General features: G+C 58.7%; 31 protein-coding genes. 25 read left to right on the forward strand and 6 right to left on the reverse strand.

All coding sequences use genetic code 11. The annotated features are described in order from the left end of the window. Nucleotides 1-7: 7 nt before the first annotated feature. Together NKH03_RS03475 and NKH03_RS03480 are read left to right on the forward strand one after the other, a co-directional pair. Nucleotides 8-769 (forward strand): response regulator, encoded by a 762-nt coding sequence (locus NKH03_RS03475; RefSeq protein ID WP_032900681.1) that lies wholly within the window; start codon nt 8-10, stop codon nt 767-769. Then, entirely contained in the window at nt 766-2091 is a 1326-nt protein-coding gene (locus NKH03_RS03480) for a HAMP domain-containing sensor histidine kinase (RefSeq protein ID WP_352967123.1), read from the forward strand. Before NKH03_RS03475 ends, NKH03_RS03480 begins: the two co-directional genes overlap by 4 nt. Nucleotides 2092-2117: 26 nt before the next feature. Here the strand turns inward: NKH03_RS03480 and map are convergent, their stop codons facing one another. Beyond that, on the reverse strand, nt 2118-2945 hold the full coding sequence (gene map, locus NKH03_RS03485) for a type I methionyl aminopeptidase (RefSeq protein WP_352967124.1): 828 nt from the start codon (nt 2943-2945) through the stop codon (nt 2118-2120). Nucleotides 2946-3220: 275 nt separating this feature from the next. Between map and NKH03_RS03490 the strand changes: the two genes are divergently transcribed. Both NKH03_RS03490 and NKH03_RS03495 read left to right on the forward strand, forming a co-directional pair. Next, nucleotides 3221-3517, forward strand: a complete 297-nt coding sequence (locus NKH03_RS03490) for a DUF982 domain-containing protein (RefSeq protein WP_352871230.1) — start codon at nt 3221-3223, stop codon at nt 3515-3517. 64 nt (nt 3518-3581) lie between these two features. Beyond that, the gene (locus tag NKH03_RS03495; RefSeq protein WP_352871229.1) at nt 3582-3995 is read left to right on the forward strand and encodes a DUF6074 family protein; all 414 of its coding nucleotides are present in this window, start codon (nt 3582-3584) and stop codon (nt 3993-3995) included. 236 nt (nt 3996-4231) lie between these two features. Here the strand turns inward: NKH03_RS03495 and NKH03_RS03500 are convergent, their stop codons facing one another. Beyond that, entirely contained in the window at nt 4232-4600 is a 369-nt protein-coding gene (locus tag NKH03_RS03500) for a hypothetical protein (RefSeq protein WP_352871228.1), read from the reverse strand. Nucleotides 4601-4946: 346 nt separating this feature from the next. Here NKH03_RS03500 and NKH03_RS03505 point away from each other — a divergent pair, with 346 nt between their 5' ends. From NKH03_RS03505 to NKH03_RS03600, 20 genes are all read left to right on the forward strand, one after another. Beyond that, nucleotides 4947-6185, forward strand: coding sequence for a DUF7305 domain-containing protein (locus tag NKH03_RS03505; RefSeq protein WP_352882940.1), 1239 nt, complete (start codon nt 4947-4949; stop codon nt 6183-6185). A 4-nt stretch (nt 6186-6189) separates the two neighbouring features. Next, entirely contained in the window at nt 6190-6630 is a 441-nt protein-coding gene (locus NKH03_RS03510; RefSeq protein ID WP_352967125.1) for a TadE/TadG family type IV pilus assembly protein, read from the forward strand. A 40-nt stretch (nt 6631-6670) separates the two neighbouring features. Continuing rightward, nucleotides 6671-7024, forward strand: a complete 354-nt coding sequence (locus NKH03_RS03515; RefSeq protein ID WP_352967126.1) for a TadE family protein — start codon at nt 6671-6673, stop codon at nt 7022-7024. Nucleotides 7025-7762: 738 nt separating this feature from the next. After that, nucleotides 7763-9022 (forward strand): tyrosine-type recombinase/integrase, encoded by a 1260-nt coding sequence (locus NKH03_RS03520; protein ID WP_352967127.1) that lies wholly within the window; start codon nt 7763-7765, stop codon nt 9020-9022. A gap of 162 nt (nt 9023-9184) precedes the next feature. Continuing rightward, the gene (locus NKH03_RS03525) at nt 9185-9385 is read left to right on the forward strand and encodes a DNA-binding protein (protein WP_352899231.1); all 201 of its coding nucleotides are present in this window, start codon (nt 9185-9187) and stop codon (nt 9383-9385) included. After that, nucleotides 9382-9588, forward strand: coding sequence for a hypothetical protein (locus NKH03_RS03530; protein WP_352967128.1), 207 nt, complete (start codon nt 9382-9384; stop codon nt 9586-9588). Before NKH03_RS03525 ends, NKH03_RS03530 begins: the two co-directional genes overlap by 4 nt. Further along, entirely contained in the window at nt 9585-9809 is a 225-nt protein-coding gene (locus NKH03_RS03535; protein ID WP_352967129.1) for a hypothetical protein, read from the forward strand. The genes NKH03_RS03530 and NKH03_RS03535 overlap by 4 nt, the downstream gene beginning before the upstream one ends. Beyond that, nucleotides 9806-10264 (forward strand): hypothetical protein, encoded by a 459-nt coding sequence (locus NKH03_RS03540; RefSeq protein ID WP_352967130.1) that lies wholly within the window; start codon nt 9806-9808, stop codon nt 10262-10264. The genes NKH03_RS03535 and NKH03_RS03540 overlap by 4 nt, the downstream gene beginning before the upstream one ends. Nucleotides 10265-10368: 104 nt before the next feature. Continuing rightward, on the forward strand, nt 10369-10671 hold the full coding sequence (locus tag NKH03_RS03545; RefSeq protein WP_352967131.1) for a DUF6074 family protein: 303 nt from the start codon (nt 10369-10371) through the stop codon (nt 10669-10671). 42 nt (nt 10672-10713) lie between these two features. Next, a complete protein-coding gene (locus NKH03_RS03550) occupies nt 10714-11220 on the forward strand; it encodes a hypothetical protein (protein WP_352967132.1) in 507 nt (168 codons plus the stop codon). Nucleotides 11221-11347: 127 nt separating this feature from the next. Next, the gene (locus tag NKH03_RS03555; protein WP_352967133.1) at nt 11348-11977 is read left to right on the forward strand and encodes a hypothetical protein; all 630 of its coding nucleotides are present in this window, start codon (nt 11348-11350) and stop codon (nt 11975-11977) included. Between the two features lie 288 nt (nt 11978-12265). Further along, nucleotides 12266-13513, forward strand: a complete 1248-nt coding sequence (locus NKH03_RS03560; protein WP_352967134.1) for a phage portal protein — start codon at nt 12266-12268, stop codon at nt 13511-13513. Then, on the forward strand, nt 13506-14030 hold the full coding sequence (locus NKH03_RS03565) for an HK97 family phage prohead protease (protein ID WP_352967135.1): 525 nt from the start codon (nt 13506-13508) through the stop codon (nt 14028-14030). Before NKH03_RS03560 ends, NKH03_RS03565 begins: the two co-directional genes overlap by 8 nt. Further along, nucleotides 14027-15166: a phage major capsid protein gene (locus tag NKH03_RS03570; protein WP_352967136.1), complete on the forward strand. Its 1140-nt coding sequence runs from the start codon at nt 14027-14029 to the stop codon at nt 15164-15166. The genes NKH03_RS03565 and NKH03_RS03570 overlap by 4 nt, the downstream gene beginning before the upstream one ends. Nucleotides 15167-15197: 31 nt before the next feature. Continuing rightward, nucleotides 15198-15641, forward strand: a complete 444-nt coding sequence (locus NKH03_RS03575; RefSeq protein ID WP_352967137.1) for a hypothetical protein — start codon at nt 15198-15200, stop codon at nt 15639-15641. Between the two features lie 174 nt (nt 15642-15815). Continuing rightward, nucleotides 15816-16088 carry a spike base protein, RCAP_Rcc01079 family gene (locus tag NKH03_RS03580; protein WP_352967139.1) on the forward strand — a complete coding sequence of 91 codons (273 nt, stop codon included), beginning with the start codon at nt 15816-15818 and terminating at the stop codon, nt 16086-16088. Nucleotides 16089-16455: 367 nt separating this feature from the next. Beyond that, nucleotides 16456-17061 carry a head-tail connector protein gene (locus NKH03_RS03585; protein ID WP_352967140.1) on the forward strand — a complete coding sequence of 202 codons (606 nt, stop codon included), beginning with the start codon at nt 16456-16458 and terminating at the stop codon, nt 17059-17061. Between the two features lie 29 nt (nt 17062-17090). After that, entirely contained in the window at nt 17091-17435 is a 345-nt protein-coding gene (locus NKH03_RS03590) for a gp17 family tail completion protein (RefSeq protein ID WP_352967142.1), read from the forward strand. A 47-nt stretch (nt 17436-17482) separates the two neighbouring features. After that, nucleotides 17483-17839, forward strand: coding sequence for a phage terminase small subunit P27 family (locus tag NKH03_RS03595; RefSeq protein WP_352967207.1), 357 nt, complete (start codon nt 17483-17485; stop codon nt 17837-17839). After that, nucleotides 17808-19424 (forward strand): terminase large subunit, encoded by a 1617-nt coding sequence (locus NKH03_RS03600; RefSeq protein ID WP_352967143.1) that lies wholly within the window; start codon nt 17808-17810, stop codon nt 19422-19424. The genes NKH03_RS03595 and NKH03_RS03600 overlap by 32 nt, the downstream gene beginning before the upstream one ends. A 78-nt stretch (nt 19425-19502) precedes the next feature. Here NKH03_RS03600 and NKH03_RS03605 read toward each other — a convergent pair whose 3' ends face one another. Then, nucleotides 19503-20150, reverse strand: a complete 648-nt coding sequence (locus NKH03_RS03605; RefSeq protein ID WP_352967144.1) for a hypothetical protein — start codon at nt 20148-20150, stop codon at nt 19503-19505. Nucleotides 20151-20429: 279 nt separating this feature from the next. Next, complete coding sequence (locus NKH03_RS03610; RefSeq protein WP_352967145.1) at nt 20430-20900, reverse strand: hypothetical protein; 471 nt, start codon at nt 20898-20900, stop codon at nt 20430-20432. 612 nt (nt 20901-21512) lie between these two features. Between NKH03_RS03610 and NKH03_RS03615 the strand changes: the two genes are divergently transcribed. Further along, a complete protein-coding gene (locus NKH03_RS03615; RefSeq protein ID WP_352967147.1) occupies nt 21513-21944 on the forward strand; it encodes a hypothetical protein in 432 nt (143 codons plus the stop codon). A 669-nt stretch (nt 21945-22613) separates the two neighbouring features. Here NKH03_RS03615 and NKH03_RS03620 read toward each other — a convergent pair. Both NKH03_RS03620 and NKH03_RS03625 read right to left on the reverse strand, forming a co-directional pair. Next, nucleotides 22614-23489 (reverse strand): DUF4231 domain-containing protein, encoded by an 876-nt coding sequence (locus tag NKH03_RS03620; RefSeq protein ID WP_352967148.1) that lies wholly within the window; start codon nt 23487-23489, stop codon nt 22614-22616. Next, the gene (locus tag NKH03_RS03625; RefSeq protein WP_352967150.1) at nt 23486-23983 is read right to left on the reverse strand and encodes a TIR domain-containing protein; all 498 of its coding nucleotides are present in this window, start codon (nt 23981-23983) and stop codon (nt 23486-23488) included. The genes NKH03_RS03620 and NKH03_RS03625 overlap by 4 nt, the downstream gene beginning before the upstream one ends. Nucleotides 23984-24037: the final 54 nt, after the last annotated feature.

Genomic DNA, 24037 nt, shown 5'->3' on the forward strand with positions numbered 1-24037 from the left:
CTCCGGAATGGCACAGCAACGGCACCAAAGCGATTTGAGCGCCGAATCCAGGTCGGCAAGGCAAGGTTCGCGCATCCTCATTGTCGAAGACGATCTTGAGATCGCACGCATGCTGGGCGAGACGCTCACCGACAACGGCATGATCGTGGAAATTGCCGAGAGCGGCGTCCAGATGAATGCCGCGCTTCGCAACCAGAAATTCGATCTCATCGTGCTGGATGTCATGCTGCCGGGTGAAAACGGTCTCAATATCTGCCGCCGCCTTCGTGCCGGAACGAACATTCCGATCCTGATGCTGACCGCGCTCGGTGAGGAAATCGACCGCATCTTCGGACTGGAAATCGGCGCGGATGATTATGTGACCAAACCGTTCAGCGCGCGCGAACTGACGGCCAGGATACGGGCGCTGCTGCGCCGTACAGCCTATGCTCCAGACGAGCGGGACTGGTCGAAGGTGCTTCGTTTCAATGGCTGGCGCCTCGATCCCATACGCCGGCAATTGCATGACCCCAACAATGCGCGGGTTACGACCACGACGCATGAATTCGACCTGTTGCTTGCGTTTTGTCGTAATGCAGGCCGGGTTCTCTCGCGCGAGGAACTTCTGGGCGTAACCCATGCCGGGCTCGCGGGGCCGATCGAGCGTAGCGTCGATGTCCATATCAGCCGGATCCGCAGGAAGATCGAAAAGGACGCGCGCGATCCGGTGCTTTTGAGGACCGTTCGGTTGGGTGGCTACATCTTCACCGCGACGGTGGAGGAAGCATGAGGGGTTTCATCCGCCTTTTCTTGCCACAGTCCGTGCGTGGGCAGTTTGTGGCGATCATTTTCATGGCGGTGATCGTGATCATGTTCGTCGGTTCGGTCGTCGAGAGTTTCATAGAGAATGTCGACCTTCCCGCCGTGGAAGATAACGCAAGGCGTGCGGCCGTTGTTGCTGCCTTGTTGCAAGAAACGCCGGCGGAGGCGCGTGGCGCAATTCTGGCGACAGCAAAGCGGGCCGGCTTTGATTTCGAGATATTGCCCAAGGACCAGATACGCGGCATTCCCCAGTCCTATCTGCAATGGCGAAGTATCGAATGGCTTTTGCGTATCGACAGGGGGACGGTTGACGGACGCTGGATAAGGATCGGCGGCCGATACGCGTTTGTCATCGACCTGGACCAGCGGGACGTCCTGGCCCATTTCGGCATGCCCGATTCCTGGCTGACATCGGGCCTCGTCCGTGCCTCGTTCTATAGGTTCATGGCTTTCGTCGCCTTGCCGGTGCTGATCTGGCTGTTTGCGGTTTGGGCCGTGACGGATCCGTTGAAGCGCATCTCGGCGGCAGTCGGTTCAGCCGAGATTGAGAATAGCGACCAGCTCTTCGTCGAACACGGCTCCATTGAAATGGTAGGGCTGGCGCGCGCCCTGAACAGGATGAGGACGCGCATCCGCACGATGATCGAAAACCGCACGCGCATGTTGCGCAGCGTCAGTCATGATCTGCGCACGCCTTTGACGCGGCTGCGGCTTCGCGCCGAGCGCATGGATGATGGCCCAATCCGAACCGCAATCCTGTCCGATGTCCAGCACATCGAAATCCTGATCGACGAGACCCTAACCTATCTGCGCAACGATGTTTCGACGGAGAAGCTGCAGCGCGCCGACATTGCCAGCGTTCTGCAAACCGTCTGCGCTGAATTCTCCGATGTCGGATTTCCTGTCTCATACTCTGGGCCGGACCGGCTCCTGGGCTGGTGCAAGCCCAATGCATTGGCGCGTGCGATCGCCAATCTTTGCGACAACGGGGTCAAATTCGCTGGCAATGTCACGGTCGCCTTGACAGCGACCGGCACGGCGGCGCGCATCACGGTAGGGGACGACGGGCCGGGTATTCCAATGACGGCACGTGCTCGTGTTTTCGAACCATTCTTCAAGGAAGATGCGTCGCGCGGCATTGCATCGAAGCATGGCTTCGGTCTGGGCCTCTCGATCGTTGCCGACATCGTCCAGGGTCACGGCGGCAGGATCGAATTGCAGGACAACCAGCCCAGCGGACTGGTCGTCACCATCGACCTGCCGAATGCCGCGGATGTGCAGTCGGCATAGACGGCCTCCGCCGGGCAAGATGCGCTCTAAGCCGGCAGGCCCGGACGGTCGAGCTTTTTTGGCGACAGCGTGAAAATCTCGCAACCGGTGTCGGTGACGCCGATCGTGTGCTCGTATTGCGCCGACAGCGAGCGGTCGCGCGTCACTGCGGTCCAGCCGTCCGACAGAACCTTCACGTGCGGTCGGCCGAGATTGATCATCGGCTCGACGGTGAAGATCATGCCGGGCCGCATCTCGACGCCCTCATTGGCACTGCCATAGTGCAGGATGTTCGGCGCATCATGGAAAAGCTGGCCGACGCCGTGGCCGCAGAAGTCGCGCACCACAGAGCAGCGCTCGCCCTCGGCATAGGTCTGGATGGCAGCACCGATGGCGCCGGTGCGGGCGCCGGGCCTGATCGCCGCAATACCACGCATCAGGCATTCATGCGTGACTTCGAGCAGGCGCTCGGCGGCGCGCTTGATCGTGCCGACTGGATACATGCGCGAGGAATCGCCGTGCCAGCCGTCGAGGATGTAGGTGACGTCGATGTTGACGATGTCGCCATCCTTGAGCGGCTTGTTGTCGGGGATGCCATGGCAGACGACATGATTGATCGAGGTGCAGGACGATTTCGTGTAGCCGCGATAGTTGAGTGTCGCCGGCAGCGCGCCATGGTCCATGCCGAATTCAAAGACGAAGCGGTCGATGGTTTCGGTGGTGACGCCGGGCTGGACCATCGGCACCAGCTCGTCGAGGCAGCGCGCGGTGAGATCGCATGCCTTGCGCATGCCAGCAAAGCCTTCCTCGCCATAGAGGCGGATCTGGCCGGTGTTTCTGAGTGGTGCCGTGGCTGCGTCGAGATAGGTGACCATTTTGTCCGTGTAGGCGATAGGGCCCGGCAGGAGAGCCGATGTGAAGATCTCCCCAGATTTGGCACTTGAGGGCAGAAGGTTCAAGGAAGAACTGCCCAACGCGGCCGCGCTTCGGGAAATTCCTCGTGCATGGAGCGATGTCTAGCCGGTTTTTGCCCGGTTTTCCTTTCTGGTCATCCCAAGTGACGACACATTTCTCGGCCAAAAGCGGTCAAAGCAGCTTTTGACGACGAACGGCGTTGCCGCCCCGGTGACGCCGGTTCGGGAGAAGTGGAATGGACAGACTGCAATTCGAGGTGCCGGTGCGCATCGCACCCGCGCCCGGCCTGCCAGTCGAGGAGATCTACGGGGTCGAACAGGCGCTCGATTTTCTCCAGGACTGGCCGGCGCGCCGTCAAGGCCCGATCTATCAGAAAGCGTTCAACGCCTGCTTTGGCGCCACGGTGGACGTGGTCAAGACCGAGGATGCGTGCCGGGCGTTCATGGCGTTTTGCCGGGCGAGCGGACTGATGGCCAGGGACATGATGACGCCGCGCAGGCGCGGCGGTGGGTCGAGGGCGCTCCAGGCCTGAGGGCTGCCACCGTTTCGCCTTGTCCGATTGCAACGCCAACGATCGCGTTTGAAGGCACGGGGCGATGCGTACCACTGCGCCTGTCTCGTCCCCGACGAACCCGCACCAGGATGCACCAGCGTCAGCCCCGTTAAGCATCCGTTTCCACCTTGCCGGCTACGCCATTGCTTGTTGGCAATGGTTGATTCGTTGCGTCAGTCTCATGGTTCGGAAGATGTCCTCAGAAAAAGTTCGTGCGTTCCCGATCGACCGTCAGGTATTCTTGGTCAGGGAGGTTGCCGCCAAGTTAGGCAATCTGCATGGCGAGACCGCAACCTCCTTCTGGAGGGCCAAGGCGTCGGAGTTGCTGGACCTCGTTGCCGGATCCGGCAGGGACAGAACAGCAGCCGGCGACGAGGTGCGCAGGTTCTTCCTGGCCGTACAGAGAGAGATGTTGGCCGATATGGGTGCGGAGACGATGCCAATTCTTTCCGCTTGAAACAAATTTCGTGGCTATGGGGCAGCGCCGCATGGCTGCATGGGTTCGAGCGGCATGGTATCCGGCTGAACGCATCGCAGGCGGGACGCGCTAAGACGGTCGCTGTCGCCGCCGTGACTTGCTGGCGCCGGCCCCGCACGGCCGCCAAGATACGCGACTATGAAAAAAGCCCGCACCGGCGAACCGGCGCGGGCCACAAGGAGTGTCACGTCAAAGCGTGACTACCCCAAAGCTATCTATTCCGTAGAGCCAGTGATCTCGTCCGATGAGTCATCCGTCGTGTCTGCCGGATCTTCAGTTGCGTTCTTGGCCAAAAGCTTGTCCAGGGCTGCCTGCAGGGACAGCGTGGCCTGCGGTGATGCCGGCGTGGTCGCCACGACGCTGAGCGCCTTTGTCAAACCGCTGGTGGAAGGATCTTTTGCCGCCGTGGATGTCGCAGCTCCATGCCCCTGCGATCCAGCTCCAGCTGAATTCCCGCCGTTGCCGTTCGCACCGCCGTTGCCGTTGCCGCCGCCATTGCCATTGCCGCCAGGACCAGCAAACGCCGAAGAGGCGAGAAGTGTGAGCGCCGCGACCGCTGCGAGCAGATTCGTTCGATTTTTCATGGTCCATCCTTCGAGTCGGCCGTCCCGCTCGATAAATCATGCGACGGCGTCGATGAACCCGCCAGACGGACCTTGGTCCCGGTTTGCCGCGCATAAGTCCTATCGCCAACGCGAGCCGGCCGATTGCCCCATAGCGGGTCATTTGCCGCCGTCTCTGCAATTGCGCTGTTAGCAAACAGTAAACTATCGCCACGCGGGATACGGGCTTTTTTGGTCGTCTTGCTGCCTTCAATGCCCGTCGATCAGCCAACGAACCCCTTCTTTTGGGGGACAATAGATCGCTGACAAAAAATGAACTGAACTTTTTAGCCATTCGTTCACATATGCGTGCTTTCTAATCTACGTCATGGCCTTCAATTGCTTCACCCGGATTCGACTTATCGCAAACGGTATATGCCGGGGCACCGGCGCAAATGTTGCCACGATCTTCGCCCTGACCTTGCCGATCGTTGTCGGCTCCGCCGGCTTCGGTGTCGAGACCTCGTATTGGTACTACAACAGCCTGAGATTGCAGGCGATGGCCGATGCCGCCGCCTATGCTGGCGCGCTCGAACAGATCTCGGGTCCCAACAAGCCGAGCATCGTCGCGGCCGCGACCCAGTCGGCCGGCGCCAATGGCCTTGGCTCGGGCACGATCGTCGTCAACACGCCGCCGGCGTCGGGACCGAATACGGCGAAGAAAGCGGTCGAGGTGATCGTCGGCCAGAACCTCGACCGGATGTTCACCTTGATCTTCACGCAGAGCCAGGTTCCCGAACAGGCGAGAGCGGTGGCCCTCATCACCGATGCCTCGAAGTCCTGCTTAACCGCACTCGATCCGACCGCCCCGCAGGCTGTACAGTTTTCCGGCAATACCAGCGTGAATTTCACACACTGCGTCATCATGACCAATTCGAACGCCCCCGACGCCATCAATCTTCAGGGCTCGGCGCACCTCCAGGTCGATTGCCTGATATCAGCGGGCGGCGTCTCTCTCAGCAATCCCGTCACCACCGTCTGCGCGGCCCCGATCACCCAGGCACTGCCTGCCGCCGATCCATTTGCCGACCTGCCAACGCCTGCGGCCAGCAATCCGTGCAAGAATGTTAACGGCAACAAAACGACGCAGACAATCCAGCCCGGGACCTACTGCGGTGGCATGAACCTCAATGGTAATGTCACGCTTTCGCCCGGCGTCTATATCGTCCAGGGCAACTTCAAGATAAACGCCAACGCGGCCATTACCGGCAGCGGAGTGACCATCTTCATGTCGGGCAGTTCAACCGTCAGCATGAATGGCAATGCGTCCGTGCAGCTTAGCGCGCCGACTTCGGGCAGCTATTCAGGCGTTCTGTTCTACGGCGACAGGACGGGGACCGCGGCGCAGAGTACCTTCAATGGCACGGCGGATTCGCTGCTGACAGGGGCCATCTACTTCCCCAAGCAGCAAGTGAACTATCTTGGCAATTTCTCGGGCAATGGTGGCTGCACTCAGGTCGTCGCCAATACGATCCAATGGTCCGGCAATGCGACCATCAATCAGGATTGCTCGAGCCTCGGCATGCGCGACATTCCAGCCGCGCAATCCGTGGTACTGGCAGAGTAGCTTCGTGGAACGCCGATCGACGCCGATCCTTGGCGATGAAGCGGGCGTTGCGGCGGTCGAGTTCGCGCTGGTCCTGCCCATCCTGTGCCTTGTGCTGCTTGGTATTCTGGACGGCTGGTCCTACGTAACGAGTTCGCTGTCGATGCGCGCCGGCGTGAAGACCGCCGCGAACCTGGTCATGAGCGGATCGGCCATTGATGCGGTGACCCAGGCTGTTGCCATTTCGAGCTGGGAGAATCGGCCGGAGGACGGCCAGGTCACGCTAAGCCGGACTTACATGTGCGGGACGACCGTGGTCGACGCTGCCACCTTGTGCAGTGGGCCGAAGGCGCCATCGGTCTATGTCCAGATCCAGGCATCGGCCACTTGGGTGCCGCCTATTGCCTTCGGCGCCTTTGCTGCTTCCACCACCATCGGTCACCAGGAGATGATCCGTGTTCGCTAGGGCAGGCGCGTTCGAGCGGGATCGATCGGGCGGGGCCGGGTTGGAATTCGCGCTGATCGCGCCCTTCCTCATCATGCTGCTGTTCGGGATCTTCGCCTTCGGCTGGTCGATGCACTCCGTGTCCAGCGTTCGCTATGTGTTGGAGACATCATCACGCTCGCTGCAGCTTAAGAACACGCTGACCCAGGCCGACATCCAATCGATCGCCACGCAGAAATTGGAGGCCCTGGGTTTGAAGGATGTGAACGTCACGATCGCTTTCGACCCGGCGAGCGGTGGCTTCCGCATGGCGCATCTGACCGCCAGCTATGCCTTCGTCATCGACTTCCCTTACTTCAGCAACTTTCCGATCAACTACGCGACAACCGTTACGGTACCGATGGTCGGGAGTTAGGCTAGATCTGCCCAGTACGGGCTTTGGGCGGTCATGTAACGCAAGCTTGGCACTCCGGCCGGCTTTCGACGGCACAGGGCTAGCTTATATATTCATTAATGCTAATATAAAGCTGTCGCAACGTCATGTCCGAGCATGTCTCGGAGTGTGCACTGTGGGGGTTCCAATGAGAGTGGCTATATTTTGCGCGGCTATCGTGTTCGCTGCGACGGGTGTCGCAGTTGCCAAGGAGAAGAAGGTGCCAGCCAGTGACGCCGCCGCCTTGTGTTCTACCAACCCGTCAACCAAGAAGCCCGTTCCAAATCTTGACTGTAGTGTGACCGGAACCGCCAAATCGGAAGACAGCGGCGCAAAGGCAGAGCCGCGCCTCGGATACGACTCGAATCCGTGGATTATAACTGGCTTTTGACTTTGCTTTGGCGGACGCCAAGTTCAAGCGCTGAAGGGAGCCGCCTTAACCGGCAAGCGCCCGTTTCAGCATAGGCACTCACGCAACGCCGTCCTTGTCGCTCGAGCCGCCGGCCGAAGCATGTCGCAAGATGCGGGTGAAGTCTCTGGTACGCCCAAGGGGAATCGAACCCCTGTTACCGCCGTGAAAGTCTGGCATTTTGCCCTTTCCCGAATGTCCGCGAACGTGTATAACATATTGAAAGATATATGTTTATTTCACGGTCATTCACTCCTGTTCATAGGCGTTCACGTCGCGCTTATTAGGGAAAACTTGGGGGACGCTCTGAAATGGCTCGCACGGTCAGGGATGCTCGGCTTGATACCAGAGCGGCACGAATTGCGCTGCCGATGCAAGACAAACCTCATTGGCGGATGATCGAGGAGGGCTTTCACGTAGGCTATCGGAAGGGCCCACGCGGCGGCAAATGGCAGGCTAGGATTTTTGTCGACGGCAAGTATGTCGAGAAGGCTATCGGGATCGCAGACGACACGGCGGACGCCGACGGCGCCATCATCCTTTCTTGGTCTCATGCGCAGGCAGAGGGCCGCGCGTGGCGAGAGAAGGCGCTGCGGGAGGCAAGGGGGCATGGGCGGGCAAAGGCCACCTATACAGTCTCAGACGCGCTCAGCGACTATCTGGCGGACTGCGAACAGCGCGGCAAGAAGGACATGCGAGGCGTCAAGCAAACCATCAAGTCGCGGATCGAACCGGTGCTTGGCTCGATCGAGGTGGATCGGCTCACCACAAAAAAGATCAAAGAGTGGCAGACCGATCTTTGGCAGACGGCTGCAAAGAACCGGGGCGGTAAAGAGATCGAAGGGGAGGGCGATCCAAGGCCCCGGAAGGTCACGGCTAACCGGATCCTTACGACCTTGAAAGCTGCATTGAATCTCGCGTTCTCCGAAGAGCTTGTCGACAGCGATCTGGCCTGGCGGAAGGTCAAGCCATTCAAGAATGTCGAGATTGCGAGAATTCGCTACCTGTCCATTGATGAGCAGCGGCGGCTGGTAAACGCTTGTGAACCCGAATTTCGCGCGCTGGTTCGCGGCGCCTTGTTTACCGGCTGCAGGGTATCCGAGCTTGCCCGACTTCGGGTCACCGACATCAATCTGGACGCGAACACAGTCCACGTCCTGATTTCCAAATCGGGAAAACCTCGCCATGTCGTCTTAGGTGACGAAGGCGTTGAGTTCTTCAGGACGGCCGTTGCGGGAAAAGCTGGAGACGCGATTGTCTTTCCATTCGGCGGTCGCGAGTGGCAGAAGTCGGAACATTTCCGGCCGATGGTCGACGCGTCGAACGCTGCAAAAATAACGCCGCGCGCTCGCTTCCATGATTTACGACACACGCACGCCAGCGCATTGGCAATGGCAGGGGTGCCTATGGGCGTCATTGCCACGCAGCTAGGTCATTCCGACACTCGCGTGACCGAACGGCACTATGCGCATTTGGCGCCGTCCTACGTTGCCGACACAATCCGGGCTCACTTCCCGAAGTTGGGCATTGGCGAAAAGAGCAATGTTACGGCAATGGCGGTAGCGCGGTGACACCGCCGTTCATCTCACCCTTGCGAGATTCATTGCCTCGCCATATATCCCATTCTAAGCGCTGATTCGCTTCCGCGCTAAAAGGGTTCGCAACCTAGCGAACGGGCATCCAACCCAGAAAATCAAATCGCCGTGGCAACACGGCCTTTCTGGGAGATCACCGTGACGCGAAAACCAGCTTACACAATCGAAGAGCTTTTACAGATTCACCCCGGCGGGCGGACGCGCCTGTACGACGCCATCAAAGCCGGTCAACTTGTTGCTCGTAAGATCGGTCGTCAGACCATCGTCCTTGACGACGAGTATACGGCCTATCTGCAGGCGCTGCCGAAAATTGAACCGAAGCGGGAGCCGGTGTCATGACTGGCGCCGACGAACTGGCCCGCCTCAGGGAACTGGCGATGAACGCGCGCTTACGCCTGGAGAATCTACTTCGCCAGCGTGAGGCGGGACTGGAGGGCTGTGGGCTGGTACCCGCGCCTATGGAGGTGGACAAGGCTCGCGACCGCCTCGAGGCAGCCGAGCGGCTTGTCGACGCGCATGTTCGCATGGCGGTGCGCACATGACAGAAAAAGATATCCTCGCAGCCGTCATGATGGCCCGGTGGTTGCTGGACGCCAGAGATCCGAAAACCACCTTCGCGGCCATGCTTCCCACGGTGAGGGATAACACGTTATGCGATTTAGACGATGGCGCGTTGTATGAGTTGGCTATGGCCTTCGCTGGATTCGGCGCGATCGTCCGCGGCGACTTCAAGGGCGTTCCGGTCTTCGGTGAAGGGACATGAGCAGCCGATTCAAAAGGAAGGGCAAGGCAAAGTTCCTCCTTATCGAGGGGCACTTGATCAGGTCGGCAGCTTGGCGGCACGCGACGCCGAACGACAGGGCGTTATACTTGGAATTCAAGTGGCGGTACGACGGCTTCAACAATGGGCGTATCGGGCTATCTGTCCGCGATGCCGCCGAAGCGCTCGGCATCGGCAAGAATGCGGCTTCGAAAAGCTTCGGTAATCTCCAGCGATTGGGCTTCGTGGCCGTCGTCACCAAGGGGGCCTTCAGCGTCAAGCTCAAGCGCGCGACCGAATGGCTGCTCACCGAATACAAGTGCGACGTAACCGGCGAATTGCCCCGGAAAGACTTCATGCGCTGGCGGCCGGATGAAAAAATCACGGTCCTCTCACAGGTACGCTCGGTCCCGCCACAGAGACACTCAAGCACTTTGGAGGACAGGAAATATGGGTGAAAACCGCTTCACGGTCCTTCTACGAGTACCGTCCTCACCCATTTCGGGGGTCCATCGGTCCCGCTACAGGTACACATATATATCACCATGTGGGGGTGCGGCCGATGTGTTCTAACCAACTCGACCTCCTGACCTGGAGACCGCCGTTCCGACTGGTGGTGTTCCCCCTGTCGGCTAACGTCGGAAAGGTTCGCCGTTGTGCCGAGGTTCTGGAGCGCAAGCGCGGCAAGGACGCCGACGCATATTGGAAGAAGGTCATAGGACCCATGGTCGATCGGCTATCGGCGGCCGGCGCTACCCTCGAGGTTATCCAACTGGAGGTCGACGCCTTCAGCATGGCAGTTCAGCATGAAATCCAGCGCCGTGCATGGCTTGGCCATAATAGGCCGGGCGGCAGCGCGGCATGAGGGAAGCGCGCCTTTTAGCCGAGCATCGAAGCGGATAGAGAGGTGGCAAAATGGGAGCCGCAAGGGACAGAAATGGTGAAAATCGAAGGACTATTTCCCGGACCATTTTCGGGTCCGAACACACAAAAGGCTTATCAGGCGGCTCTCGGGCAGTTTCTGGTCGCCTTCAACAGGATCGACAACGAAATTCGCCGCATCATCGTCAAGTTACTGGGCGACCAAGGCCGGCCTGATTTGTGGTCGTCATTGCGCAAAGATATGTACCTAAAGCAAGTGACGAACTTGCAATTGATAGCCTTGGGCCTGGAGTGGTTTCCGGCCTTGCCCTACGACCGAATGAGTGAGTTGAATTCCACCCGGAATACCTTGGCACATGGCCACTATGATCAAGATCTGTTCAGCGACAATTTCCAGATTGTTGGCCGGGAAACCGGAAAGCCGACAACAATCGAGGATGTGAAAGCTTCAATCGAAGAGGCCTTGGACTTGGTCAGCGAGATTGATGGGGTTTGGGCTCACATCTGGTTCGAACCACCAAGTGAAGGATGAGTGGCGCCGCATGATCTTGTGTCTATGAAGCTCAGCGATCGCTACGACTTGTGTTTTCGCTTGACGGTCGAATCCGCGAGACCTATATAAATCTTCGACGGATTTAAATAGGTCGACGCGAATGAGCATGAAAATTCTCAAAGAGGAAGCCGCTCGGCTATTCCCCAATGTCGCGCAGTTCGACCAGAAGCTTTACACCCGCCTGGCGGCAATCGGGCTTGTTGGTCGCAAACGGCCCGGCCGATCTTATGACAGCCTTGAGCCGCGGGAGATCGCGGCGTTTCTTCTGGCGAGACTGTCGGCCGATTACCTTGACGAAGCGGTAGCGGTCGTGAGCGCGGTGCATGACATGCCCGGAAAGATCGACGGCGTTCCCGTCCATTGGACAGAATGTCGTGCCATGACCACAGGCACCTTGCTGGATTGGTGCGCCGCCCTGGTGGCGGACTTCATGGCCGGCAGGGCGGACAAGGACGTAGGTCTCGGCAATTGCGAGATCCGTCTTACGGTCCCGCTGCCGACGGTTCGCATAGGGCTCTCGGCAAGCGGGTGGCAATCCGACAACCTCCGGAAGCAATGGTCCGCATTTGAGGCTCGGTTCGCTCGCTCACCCGACTTCGATGACGACGGCGACCAACTCAGCGACCTCGCCGCGATTGAGGCGACACAGCCGAAGTCTCTGAAGATGACGGCGATTGTCAGTGAAAGGTCGATCGACCTGGCGACGGTTCGCGCCTTTGCGCGGGCGTTCCAATGAGGGCCGCAACCGTGCCGGCCGTCAATGCCATCCCAGAAACACTCAAAGGCGAGATCCTTTGGGGAGCGAAGAGCATCGCGCGACTTCTGGATTGCTCGCCGGATTTTGTCGAGACCCTATACAAAGATCCATCGGCACCAGTCAGAAAAAAAGCCGGTAGGTTCTGCGCTTTTAGGTCTGAGCTTATCGCGTGGGTCTCCGACGCCGGCCCTCGATAGCACCTTTCAGCCCTCTTGAGCCGCCTTCAGCCCGCTATCCAAATCAGGCGCTCTTCCACAAATTCGGGCCATGTTTGGATGGTTCGGAAAATCAACGACGGAAGACGTTCGGGCGATAGAGCCCGAGACGCACGTTTTCATCATCGGTCCGGAAGGCGCCCGGTCGCTTTCCCATCCAAGCGACGATTTGCTTGCGCTCTTCGGCGCGCAGCCGACGGCCGCTGGTGTCTCAATCGGGACACGGACGCCGCTGAAGTGCTCCCCCGCATTCGCCTCTATCAGACTAATTTGCGAGCTCTTGGGCGAATTGCCCATTCACGTTTATCGACGTGGCAAAGATGATTCTCGCGATCGTGTCCGCGATCATCCGATCGAAAATCTTCTGAACTCATTTGCGAATCCTTGGACGCCCGGCCCTCAGTTCCGCCGCGAAGTGACGCTGGCCGCGTTGCTGGAGGGTCGCGGCCTGGCCAAGGTCATACGCGTCCGCAAAGAAATTAGGGAGTTGCAGCCGATCTGCGGCGTCACCATCAAAGCCGACGAGCACTCGGGCGAACCGATGTATGTGACGCCAAGGAAAGACGGCGGGAGTGACGACCTTTCTTGGCGCGATGTCCTTGACGTGGCCGCACTAGGCGGCGAGGCGCCGGCGAAACTTGCGCGGGAAGCCATTGCACTCAGCCTCATTTTGGAAAGCCATGGCGCCCGGTTCTTTAAGAACGGCGGCAGACCGTCCGGAATTCTGAGCTTTAAGACTGCGCTCGGCCCCGGTGTGGCAAACGAGATCGCGGATGCCTGGCATGAGGCGACCGACGGCGGCAAGCGCGGCGGCGTTGTTCCTCTCGGTTCTGATGTCACGTACACGCCAATCGATTTCACAAGCACTGACAGCCAGTATCTCGAAAACAGAAAATATCAGGCAACCGAGATTGGCCGGTTCTTTGGCGTTCCGCCGACACTTCTTGGCATGCTTGAGGGTGCGACGTTCACCAACTCGGAAACGCTCGGCAGTCAGTTCCTCGCCTTCGTGCTCAATCCCTGGATCACCGCCTGGAAGGGCGCAATCAGCCGATCGATGCTCACGGAACAAGAGCGCCGCGACCACTACATTGAATTTGAAACAAAAGCGTTGGTCAAAGCCGATCTGAAGGCCCGCTTCGAGGCTTATGCCCGCGCGGTCGGTGGCCCCTTCCTGCTTCCCAACGAAGCCCGCGCCGCTGAAAACCTGCCTGCAACAGACGGCGGCAACAAGCTCAATCTTCCGCAAGGCGCGCCCGCTCCGGCAACCACAACTGAGGAGCCCGCAACAAATGCGTGAGACCGTTGACGTCCTTGAATTGAGATTCAGTCCGCCCGCCGATGATGGAACCGTCGAAGGAATCGCGGTCAAGTTCGACACGCTGGACTCCTATCGAACGACGTTCGACCGGCGCGCCTTCGCCTCCGTTGCCAAGCGCCTGCCCATGCTCTGGTCGCACGACCCGGCGCAAGTGATCGGCTCATGGTCTGCGATCACAGTTGCCGACGAAGGCTTGCGAGTGAAGGGCCGTCTCAACCTCGAAGTGGAACGCGCTCGCGAAGTGCGCGCCATGCTGACCCAAGAGGATATCGACGGGATCAGCATCGGGTTTGAAACGGTGACTTCCGAGTCCCGCGCCGGCGGCGTGCGGCACATCACCAAGGCAATCATCCACGAGATTTCACTTGTAGCGCTCGCATCCGTGCCCGGCGCCAAGGTGACCTCAATTCGACACGGCCGTGAAAGCGCGGCGGCCGCATTCGTCACCGCAGTCAATGCGGCTACCCGCGCTTTCGCAGAAGGAAAATCAAAATGAAACATTCGAAAATTGAAATCCGCTCCGCCGTGCGGCTGGAGACGCGCGCCGATCCCGATCCGATCGAAGCGGCAACACTGGCAGTCGCGGAAATGCGCACGGCCTTCGATGCCCGCATGGCCGGCCTCGATGAACTGACGACGCGACTGGACGAACTTGAGACGCGCTCGGCGCGGCCTAGCACTCAGCAGCGCAACGAAGAGCCGACCGTCGAACGGCGCGCATTCGTTGGTTACGTTCGCAGCGGCCGCGAGGCGCTGAGCGCCGATGAGATCCGCGCGCTTCGCGTCGGCGACGACACTGCCGGCGGCTTCCTCGCTCCTCCGGAATTCCAAACCGAAATGCAGCGCGAGCTTGTCCAATACTCGCCCATCCGTGAGGCGGCACGCGTCGGCACAACCGCCCGCGGCTCGGTCATTTTCCCGAAGCGCACGGCAATCACTACGGCGCTCTGGGAAGGCGAGACGGAGGACTCGGAAGAGTCGGAACCGGCTTTCGGCCAGCAGGAAATCTTCGTCCACGAGATGCGGACCTATACCGATGTCAGCAACAAGCTGTTGGAAGATTCGGCGGTCAACATCGAATCCGAACTCAACATGGCCTTCGCCGAAGACTTTGGCCAGAAGGAGGGCATCTCTTTCGTCAACGGCACCGGAATGAAGCAGCCCGAAGGCGTCATGACGAATGCCGATATCGCCTTCACAGCTAACGGGCATGCAACGATCTTGGCGCCCGACCCTCTCATCAACCTGCTCTACGCGCTCCCGAAAGCATATCGCGCGCGCGGCGCCTGGATGATGAACGGCACGACACTGGCGACGATCCGCAAGCTGAAGGACGGCCAGAACAACTATCTCTGGCAGCCGTCATTTCAGGCAGGCGAGCCGGAAACCATCCTTGGCCGCCCCGTGGTCGAAGCCGTCGATATGCCCGACATCGCAAGCGGCACTTTCCCCATCCTCTACGGCGACTTTGCCGGCGGATACAGGATCTACGACCGCGTTGGCCTCAGCGTGCTTCGCGATCCGTTCACCCAGGCAAAGAGCGGCCTCGTCCGCTTCCACGCGCGTCGCCGCGTCGGCGGTGCTGTCACGCAGGCAGCGCGCTTCCGCAAGCTCAAGATGGCGGTTTCGTAAGCGGCGCCCCAAGGAACAAGGAAACAAGATTATGCGTGAACTGAAAAACTCTCTCGCCTCCCGGCAATCGCTGGCGCCGGCGTTGCGCACCGTAACGGCAACCGGGGCGGCGATCGATCGAGCCGGCTTCGAGTCTCTGACCTTCGCCATTCATGTCGGTGACTGGACCGATGGCGAACACGTCATCCACTTCGAACACTCCGACGACAATTCGGACTTTGTGGGAGTCCTTGAGGACGAACTTGTCGGCGCTTCGGCAGGTACGGCCGGCGCAGCAACTGTCTACGGCCTGACCGTGGGCGATGACGGCAATTCGCCGCCGGCGCCGACCTACGAGAACGAAAACGCTTTGGTCGGGTACATCGGCGATCGGCAGTACATCCGCGCGAAGGTCACCATCAGCGGGGCATCAACCGGCGCCTTCATCGGTATCGACGGCATTCTTGGCCACGCCAGCAAGCGGCCAACGGAATAGGACGAGGGCCCCACTCCTTAGAGGCCCCCGCGATCGGGCCGCAAACGGTAGCAGACCTCCCCGGGGTCCCCAGTCCTAGTGCGTGCATTGTAGGGGTCAAGGTCAGCAAGGTCGCAACTTTAGGCGGACTGCCACGGCGCGTGGCTGTCCGCCAATCCCAGAGAGGCTAGATCCATGCATGACCCCTACGAAGACAACCAGCCAGGCCCTGAGTCGCTAGGTCGATCGGCGCGCCTCGTCGTTCCCTCGGACACGGAAGACCTTCCCGTTGTCGCGAAAGCCCTCGTCTTGACCGTGAGGGGCAACATCAGCGTCGTTCCTGTAGCAAACGCCTTGGATACACCGGTGCCATTCATCGATGTTCCTGCAGGCTATCTCATTCCCTTTCAGGTTCGGCGCGTGATGGCCACGGGCACCACGGCGACGGCTTGGACATTGGAAGACTGATGCCGACGCGAGCTCCGTCGATCTGCCAGTGCGGGCGCCCGATCCCGTCGGGAGTTCGCTGCGCTTGCCGGGCGAAGGCCGATGCGGAGCGCAAGGCCAAGTACGACGCTAAGCGCCCAAGCGCAGCCGGGCGCGGCTATGGCGGGAAGTGGCAGACTGCACGGCTGGAGCATCTCGGCCGGCATCCCCTTTGCGAGCGCTGCTTGGCGGCCGGTCGACGTGTCAAGGCGACAGTCGTGAACCATCGGATCCCGCACAAAGGAGACAAGCGCCTCATGTGGTCGCGGTCCAACTGGGAATCTGCCTGTGCTCACCACCACAATTCGACAATTCAATCCGAAGAACGCCGGGAAATGAGAGCGGAAAAATGCTGACACTTGTCACGCCGCCGGACGTCTTCCCGGTTTCACTTGCGGAGGCCAAGGCGCAACTCAGCATCCAAGTCACAACCGTGCACGATGCGATGATCAATCGCATGATAGCGGCCGTGACCGCAAAGCTTGACGGCGAGGCCGGGATTCTTGGTCGGGTCCTGGTCACTCAGGAATGGAAACTGACGCTGGACTGTTTCCCGACGGAGATCGTTGTTCCGCTGCCGCCTTTGCAGTCAGTGGAGGAGATCACTTACGTTGATGCCGCCGGCGATGAGCAAACCTTGGCAACGGACAAATACACCGTTCTCGGCATCGCAGGATCAAAGCGGGCTCGGATCGTTCCGGCTTACGGAAAGTCGTGGCCTACCCCGAGGGATTTTGCCGAATCCGTCACCGTGTCTTTCACGGCCGGATACGGTGACGACGAAGACGCCGTACCGGAGCCGTTGCGCGCAGCGATCTTGCTTCATGTTGGTCATCTGTTCGAAAACCGGGAAAGCACCATTGTCGACGATCGGACGGCATTTTCTGTCGAGGAAACGCCTTTCGGGTTTGACGATTTGATCGCGCCATACAGGCTTTGGGGGTTTGGGTCGTGACCTCCCTTGGCGACAGCACCCGGAATTTGATGCTCACGCTCCTCGAAGACAATCCAGCGCTTCGCGAGATGGCCGGCGTTCGAATCTGGTTCGAAGAAAATATTCCCGACCCCGCACGTTGGCCCTTCGTCACGATCGGGCGCCCGCAACTTCGCTTTATCGAAGGGCGCCGCGAAACGCTGATCAATGTGCTGTGCTGGGGTCGCACGTTGGACGAAGCTTCAGAGATTGGACGCCGGGCCGTGGCGGCGTGCTGCAGTCACATCTCTTCCGACCCAATCCGTCATGACCACACGTCATTTGTTCGGCCCGAGAACGCCTCCGGGCCGATGGCTGTTGCATCGGCATCCCTTGCTAGGGCGTGCACGCTGTGAAGGGCAGAAAGCCAGAGTTGAGGCCTATTGAGGGCGGCTTGTCCGGCGTGCCCCGCGCACCTGAACATCTGTCGGAAGCGGCGGCGGAAGAATGGAACCGAGTGGCGCCGGATCTGGTGAAGCGTCAGATACTTAACGAGACCGCTCTGACGACCTTGGCGCACTACTGCATGGCAAGCGCCCAAGCGCGCGAAGCTGACAAGTCGATCGCAAAGCACGGGCTGTTGATCGACACGCCGGCCGGACCGAAGTCCAATCCCGCCGTCCGAATGCAAACCCAATATCTGGAGATCTCACGCCGGTACGCAATCGAGCTCGGCATTACGCCTTCGTCACGGTCCCGCAAAGGCCTCTCTGGCAAGGAGGAGAGTCGTGGCAACGACGCTGCCGACTTGGGTCTTTGATGACTCACCAATAGATGATCCGCTTGGCTACGGTGACAGGGCCGTGCGTTTCTTCAACGCCCTACGTCATCCGCAATCGAGCGCACCAGATCGGCGGTTTGTGCTTCCAAAATTCTGGGAACGCATCGTGCGGCGCATCTATGGCCCACGGCATCCGGACGGTCGGCGCATTGTGCGCACGGTGTTTTGCATGATCCCGCGCGGCGCCCGCAAGACAACGACCATTGGCGGCGGGCTCGGGCTGCTTCATTCAGTTGGTCACGAGAAAGTGCCATCGGGCCAGGTGTTCCTTGGAGCCGGATCGCAGGACCAAGCGGATCTCGCGTTTGCCGAAGCAACCGGAATGGTACGGGCAACGCCGGCGCTACATGACCTTGTGAAAGTTCGCGGCGAATACCTGGAGCATCCGCTCGCAAAGTCTCATCTTCGCGTGTTGTCTGGTGAGGGTGATCTTGCCCACGGAACGACGCCCGCGGCTGTGTTCCTCGATGAACTGCACATTCTCAAAAATCGAAAGCTATGGCGGGCACTGAAGACCGGCATGGTGAAATCACCTGGTGCGCTTCTCTGCATCACGACAACGGCCGGACGTGGTCAATCTGGCCTCGCTTGGGAGGAATACTCATACGCCCGCCGGATTGCGTTGGGAGAGATCGTCAACCCCGGTTACCTGCCGATCATATTCGAGCCGGAGGACGGCGCAGACTGGCAGGATGAGGCGCTGTGGCATCGCGTCAACCCGGGACTGTCCGAAGGCTTCCCAGTGCTGGAGGAGCTTCGCCAGGCCGCGCTCGAGGCACAGGAGAAGCCAACGGAGCAAGATGACTTCAAGCAGTACAATATGAATTTCTGGCTTGACCGCTCACTGTCACCGTTTGTCGACATGGGCGTCTATGACGAAGGCGCGGCGCCGATCAACATCGAAGCGCAGAAGGAGCGGCCTTGCTGGGTCGCGGTCGACCTTGGGCTCATCCACGACCTTGCCGCCGTTGTGGTCGCCTGGCCCGATGATGACGAGGGCTACGACGTCGCCGCGATGTTCTTCTGCGCCGAAGACGGACTTCGCGACAAGTCGGAGAAGGACAAGGTTCCTTACCTTCAATGGGCTGAGCAAGGGCACATTGTGCCGACGCCGGGGAACGTCACCGACTATCGGGCGATTGAAGCGCACCTTCGCGTGCTGCGCGAGATGTTCAATGTTCAAGAGGTCGCATTCGATCCCGCATACGCCCAAGCCGTGATGGCGCCATTGCTGGAGGATGGCTTTCCCGTCGTCACCATGCGCCAAGGCTGGATCACGATGGCACCGGCGATCAAGGAACTTGAGCGCGCGATCATCGCCCGACGGTTCCGCCATGGTGGCAATCCCGTCCTTCGCTGGTGCTTTGAGAACGTCTCTGTCGAGGTCGACAAGGCTGGCAACAAGTCGATGCACAAGGGCAAGAGCCGGGACCGCATTGACGGAGCGGTTGCCGCCGCAATGGCAGTAGGCCGCGCCTCAGTCGGTGAATCGACCGGACCGTTGACGCTGGAGCAAATCACCGGCCGTGGCGATGGCAAGCTCATGTTTCTCGGGGGTGCCTGATGATCGCGCTGCCGGGGGCGATGCAGTTGCACGAAAGGCCCGGCCGAAGCCGGGCCTAATTCCGCAGACAACGCTTCGTCAGCCCTCGATCGTAATGCGAATGGCGTCCTTGCTCACGCCAAATTGAGCGGCCAATCCGGCCTTGGCTTGGTCAATTGTCAATTTGAAAGGCGCAGGCGCCTCGACGCCACCAGCGCCGCCATCTTCCCAAACGACGTCCACCGTCGAAATAACTTCACCGTGTTTTCCGAGACTTCCTCCGGCCATGCTGTGAACCCCCTCGTCCTTGGTATCGTCCAACGGAATCCACTGCTGCCCTGTCTTCCCCGAGGCGGCGAAAACTTTCTTTGCGGCGTCCGCGATCACGGAAGCCTTGAAACGATAGACCTCGATAACGTCTCGGACTTTCGGGTCTTTAAAGGCAATAACGAAAATTTCGTCGACCTCGGCCAGTTCCCCGCCCGCAGCCAATGCTGGCGTCGTCGCAGCGATCCAACGATCGGCGCTGGCGCGGAACCCGATCTTCACCGCCTTGCCATTGCGCTTGGCATGGTAGGCTCTGCCGCGGTCGAGACCGAGAGACCCTCCGACCGTATAGCCGTTGGCCTCTACAACTGTCTTTCCAAGTTCACGCATTCGGTTGCGCAACTCGCGCCTTTTAGCTTGCATGTTAGCTTTTGTTCCACCCGCTGCGGGCTTAAGGTTTGAAGCAAAATATGCGGTCATGGTCGGTCTCCATCGGGGCACTGTTGCCGTGACATCATATGTTCACAGTGAACTTATGATGTCAACATGTGAGTGCACGAGTGCGCTTTGCGTGAGCTTAACGGTCGCGCCGGCTGAGTTCAGTTGCATGCGGGGTTAAGGCTGGGACGCGCGTGCTTGAGGGCGGGTCGGCTGCCGAGAACCGCTCGGGCAATTGAAAGTCCGCCTTCGGACTTCAGCCCGGAGTTTCTGCTCGCTCTTTGCTCGTTCCTGCCGACCGGTTCAAACGGCAACCAGACCCTAGGCCACCTTGAAAGCGTCTCTCAGGTCAGGGGGCATCGGCGCCCGTGGATGCGGATACAGGCCCTTGGACCGCAAGGACGTGACGTAAACCCTGTGGCGCGCCGCGCGCGCGTCGTCGTAGAGGATCTCCTCATCAGCGCAGGAGTCGACCCAAGCAACGAAACTCTTCGCCGCTTGGTGACCATGCGCAGCCGCAATGCCAATCGCAATGTTGCCGGCAAGCTCGTTGATTTCCTTCCGCGACATGTTGCCATTCTTTTCGACGCAGCGGTCGGACGCCAAGCGGCGAAGCTGGACAAGGCCAACTCGAAGGCTGACAGCGCCTTGGGTCTCTTCGAAGCTCATTCCCTGCTCACGGCATTCCTGTCGGAACCTGGCCAACGCGTCGTCCGGTCCATCCGGGATCATGCTGAGGGCATACGCGACGAGGATGATGGCTATGAAGATCAGGAGGCCCCACTCGATCATCTGAATTCCCCTTGGTCTGAGTTGCCAAAGGATAATTCCCATTCGATGCGCTGGTCAAGAACAAAGCGAGACGTTGCAAAGCATAGTCCTCTGAATTCCAAGGCTATCATTGCTCTTTGGAGTGGCAGCAAGACTGCACGATGCATCAAGGGGGAGGGTCGGAACTTTTACTAGTGCGCTCTAGACCGGTGGTACCTCCTGTCCTCGAAAAAAAATTCAATTGGAGTTTTCGGCCGCCAGAACATTTTGCTCATCATCGACCGCAAGGGCACTCTGGCGCGAACAACGGGGGCACGTGGCTGGAGTTCGCTTCCTGACCCGGCGTAGTAGGTCGAACGAAGGATTAGGCGCGGGTGAAGCGGGGCGAGGATGGCACGCCTCGCCGCAAGATTCTGGGAAGAAGACTGGAATAGCGGTTTCGCATGACAACAGGCTGCGTCAGTGTAGTCTTCGTCTGCGGGTTCGGGGGCTTACATGCCAAAAACAGTTAGGGGTGCCGCAATCGTCGGTTTGTGTTTGCTCGGATGGCCGGCAGCTTTGCACGCCCAAAACCCTGACAGAGAGCAATGCACCTGCGACCCAAAGCCCCCGCAATCGGATAGTGGTGCCTGGGTGAAGAACGCCACCGCTTGCTGGCAATCTGTACGAGAAGATCGCGAATGGTGCGAGATCACTGTGCTGTCACTTCAAGGCGACGCGAAGCACGATGAAATAATCAACGATCTCGAAAAAAATAGGGATGATCCGGCCGGTCTATCATCATTCCTTCAAACGCTAGCCACAAGGTCGATGACCGACCGCTCTGAATTAACGCCGGAGTTCGCCCAGGCTCTCAGGCAAATGCCTGAGGTCATCAAGAGCTTCGAAAAATACACCGTTGAGTGCGTTGATCGGTTCCTAGAAGCCGCAAACGGCGCGGAACGGTTCAGCGACCTTCAGCAAGAATCTTTCGCTTGCTCGATCGGCAAGGCGACTGGCTGGCTGCGGATGTCCTACAAAGTTCGTGATATCCTTTTTGTCCTCGCAGTTGCGCCACATGTTTAAAAAGCACACAAATACAGTCACGAGCCGGGCATGGCAGGTTGTTCGCAACGACTTTGCGTCTCTTCGCCAAGGTCTATTGTTGGTGGCCGTGCTTGCGATGCTAGGAGTGATATGGAACTACTTTCGCGAAGAGCCTAATCGTGTCCACTTAGTGTTCAATGCGTCACTTGGTTGCCCACCTGGAAGACTTGCCGATATCAAGAGACAATTCTTCGATGGCACCAGCGACATACCACTCACGGGGGGGGCCGAGGACCTAACGATTTGCGACACCGAGTCCTTAGATGCGCCAGCTTCTGAGCTCCCGCGCGCTTTGGCAGGACGATTCCCGGATTGCCTTGTCTGGCGGAGCCAAGAAAGCGGCGGGCTAATCCTAGTTCGAAACAGTGATAGGGTTTGCGCTCTGCCCGATGGCAAAGGCTTCGTCTGTGATGGCAAGAACGCTCGTCATTTTGGCGGAACGGCGACCGTGGGAGACTCCGTCGATACCGTCAACCCGTGCTCCTCCGACCTACTTGAGCGTTTCGGCTTCATTGGATCACAGTAATTGCGATGAAGAGCAGCACACGCTCAGAGGGCAACCTGCAACCGCCCTTGATGTGAGGCGGTCTGGTAAAGATTGGAGATCCACAAAGCTACTACGGGGCTAATTGCACCATGAAATGCGGCTCATTCTGTCAGGCGTGCCACCCATTGCGTATGCTCACGAGAAAAGGCCCGTTCGGCATCGTTTACAAAATCAGAGAATTCTTTCTCGGAATTTACATCGTCAAGCCTAGTCAGCGCTATTCCGATTTCATGGGCGGTCAGGCTGTAAGCGGATGCTAACTCGTTGAATTTTTTGATTTGAATCCAGCCAATAATTGAAGACGCGAGTACAAGCAGCGGCTCTGTTGGCCAGATGGAGAGAGCGCTGTTGTGCGGGATGCGAACCAAGGCAAGAATTATCGCAAGGCCCTGTACAATCGTGCAGACGACTATCCAGAGCGTAAAGTTTCGCCGATTGGCCTTTGTGCGTCCCACATACCAAGTTCTCTGATTTTCAATTCGAGCTTCTCGGTAACGGGCCATTCGCTCAGCCAGTGGTAGCGACCTCATGTCTTCCATCGCTGTGGTTATCTGACTGCCGGTTCGAGGCTTCTTGCTAATTGGCTCGCGAATGTGAGCGTTTGATTCCAGAATCGACTTCAGGAATCCCGCGAATTTCCTTTTCACCTCGGGGGATTTTTGCGCTCCGTCAAAGGGCTCGGCTCTCATCATATATCGCCACGTGGCGGTTTTGATTGACTCTGCCAAAGCTCGGCAGGCGTACCAATCCTTCTCAGGCTTTTGAACAGCCGTGTAGAGCAGAACCACCGTCGAAAAGGAGACGATAGCTGCGTATGCAACATAGACGTCACTAGAGCCACCAAACCAAAGCGAGATTATCGCGGCAACGATCAAAAGCGCATATTGGATACGCATAAGAGTCAAATAGCTAAATTGGGCCGATGCCGACGCGGCATCGGCAGATAGGTATAAAGCCGGGAAATCGTTGCTGTTCATAACCCAAGGCCTGTGTATATCTTGTCAGGGTAATGCCAATCATCAGAATGGCCGTGATATGAAGATCTAAAATTATCAAAATAATCGTCCATCGCGTACGTAATAATCTTCGCCTTAAACGAGACAAACATCGCGTCTTTTTTTCGAAGAATAGGTGGGGAATATTCATCTATAACGCGACTGCCATTTAGATTAACTCCGAGGACTGGAATACCCATTTCCAAGCACGTATCGATTTCCCATCGGACATATCTAAAAAGGTTTTTCGTACTTGTTCCAATCAGTACGATGGCCTGCTTCGTATTTTTAAGTCTCTCTCTTAGCCTTCTTTTGACAGTATCCTCGCTTGACCCATCACGAATGCCGTTTATGTCGTGAGCATCATAAAAATCGAAGTCTATATGTTCGCTTTGCTTCCAGCCTTTCATATAGGCGTAGGCCCACATGTCGTTATCGCCGTCAAAAATGACGTACGTCTTGTTTCTGTATCCCATTGGTTTCCCTCCGCCCGCTAGGTCAAAATACAAGCTATTGGTGCTAGCGCCGGA

The sequence above is a fragment of the Mesorhizobium sp. M1406 genome, assembly GCF_040317555.1.
Lineage (GTDB): Bacteria > Pseudomonadota > Alphaproteobacteria > Rhizobiales > Rhizobiaceae > Mesorhizobium.

What these genes read in the sequence shown, in the direction of transcription:
- NKH03_RS03560 (WP_352967134.1), top strand. Translation starts at nt 12,266, where the DNA reads ATGTTTGGATGGTTCGGAAAATCAACGACGGAAGACGTTCGGGCGATA.
- NKH03_RS03535 (WP_352967129.1), top strand. Translation starts at nt 9,585, where the DNA reads ATGACAGAAAAAGATATCCTCGCAGCCGTCATGATGGCCCGGTGGTTG.
- NKH03_RS03480 (WP_352967123.1), top strand. Translation starts at nt 766, where the DNA reads ATGAGGGGTTTCATCCGCCTTTTCTTGCCACAGTCCGTGCGTGGGCAG.
- NKH03_RS03490 (WP_352871230.1), top strand. Translation starts at nt 3,221, where the DNA reads ATGGACAGACTGCAATTCGAGGTGCCGGTGCGCATCGCACCCGCGCCC.
- map (WP_352967124.1), bottom strand. Translation starts at nt 2,945, where the DNA reads ATGGTCACCTATCTCGACGCAGCCACGGCACCACTCAGAAACACCGGC.
- NKH03_RS03475 (WP_032900681.1), top strand. Translation starts at nt 8, where the DNA reads ATGGCACAGCAACGGCACCAAAGCGATTTGAGCGCCGAATCCAGGTCG.
- NKH03_RS03505 (WP_352882940.1), top strand. Translation starts at nt 4,947, where the DNA reads ATGGCCTTCAATTGCTTCACCCGGATTCGACTTATCGCAAACGGTATA.
- NKH03_RS03580 (WP_352967139.1), top strand. Translation starts at nt 15,816, where the DNA reads ATGCATGACCCCTACGAAGACAACCAGCCAGGCCCTGAGTCGCTAGGT.
- NKH03_RS03530 (WP_352967128.1), top strand. Translation starts at nt 9,382, where the DNA reads ATGACTGGCGCCGACGAACTGGCCCGCCTCAGGGAACTGGCGATGAAC.
- NKH03_RS03495 (WP_352871229.1), top strand. Translation starts at nt 3,582, where the DNA reads ATGCGTACCACTGCGCCTGTCTCGTCCCCGACGAACCCGCACCAGGAT.
- NKH03_RS03575 (WP_352967137.1), top strand. Translation starts at nt 15,198, where the DNA reads ATGCGTGAACTGAAAAACTCTCTCGCCTCCCGGCAATCGCTGGCGCCG.
- NKH03_RS03625 (WP_352967150.1), bottom strand. Translation starts at nt 23,983, where the DNA reads ATGGGATACAGAAACAAGACGTACGTCATTTTTGACGGCGATAACGAC.
- NKH03_RS03540 (WP_352967130.1), top strand. Translation starts at nt 9,806, where the DNA reads ATGAGCAGCCGATTCAAAAGGAAGGGCAAGGCAAAGTTCCTCCTTATC.
- NKH03_RS03585 (WP_352967140.1), top strand. Translation starts at nt 16,456, where the DNA reads ATGCTGACACTTGTCACGCCGCCGGACGTCTTCCCGGTTTCACTTGCG.
- NKH03_RS03555 (WP_352967133.1), top strand. Translation starts at nt 11,348, where the DNA reads ATGAAAATTCTCAAAGAGGAAGCCGCTCGGCTATTCCCCAATGTCGCG.
- NKH03_RS03545 (WP_352967131.1), top strand. Translation starts at nt 10,369, where the DNA reads ATGTGTTCTAACCAACTCGACCTCCTGACCTGGAGACCGCCGTTCCGA.
- NKH03_RS03565 (WP_352967135.1), top strand. Translation starts at nt 13,506, where the DNA reads ATGCGTGAGACCGTTGACGTCCTTGAATTGAGATTCAGTCCGCCCGCC.
- NKH03_RS03520 (WP_352967127.1), top strand. Translation starts at nt 7,763, where the DNA reads ATGGCTCGCACGGTCAGGGATGCTCGGCTTGATACCAGAGCGGCACGA.
- NKH03_RS03610 (WP_352967145.1), bottom strand. Translation starts at nt 20,900, where the DNA reads ATGATCGAGTGGGGCCTCCTGATCTTCATAGCCATCATCCTCGTCGCG.
- NKH03_RS03500 (WP_352871228.1), bottom strand. Translation starts at nt 4,600, where the DNA reads ATGAAAAATCGAACGAATCTGCTCGCAGCGGTCGCGGCGCTCACACTT.
- NKH03_RS03605 (WP_352967144.1), bottom strand. Translation starts at nt 20,150, where the DNA reads ATGACCGCATATTTTGCTTCAAACCTTAAGCCCGCAGCGGGTGGAACA.
- NKH03_RS03590 (WP_352967142.1), top strand. Translation starts at nt 17,091, where the DNA reads ATGCTCACGCTCCTCGAAGACAATCCAGCGCTTCGCGAGATGGCCGGC.
- NKH03_RS03570 (WP_352967136.1), top strand. Translation starts at nt 14,027, where the DNA reads ATGAAACATTCGAAAATTGAAATCCGCTCCGCCGTGCGGCTGGAGACG.
- NKH03_RS03620 (WP_352967148.1), bottom strand. Translation starts at nt 23,489, where the DNA reads ATGAACAGCAACGATTTCCCGGCTTTATACCTATCTGCCGATGCCGCG.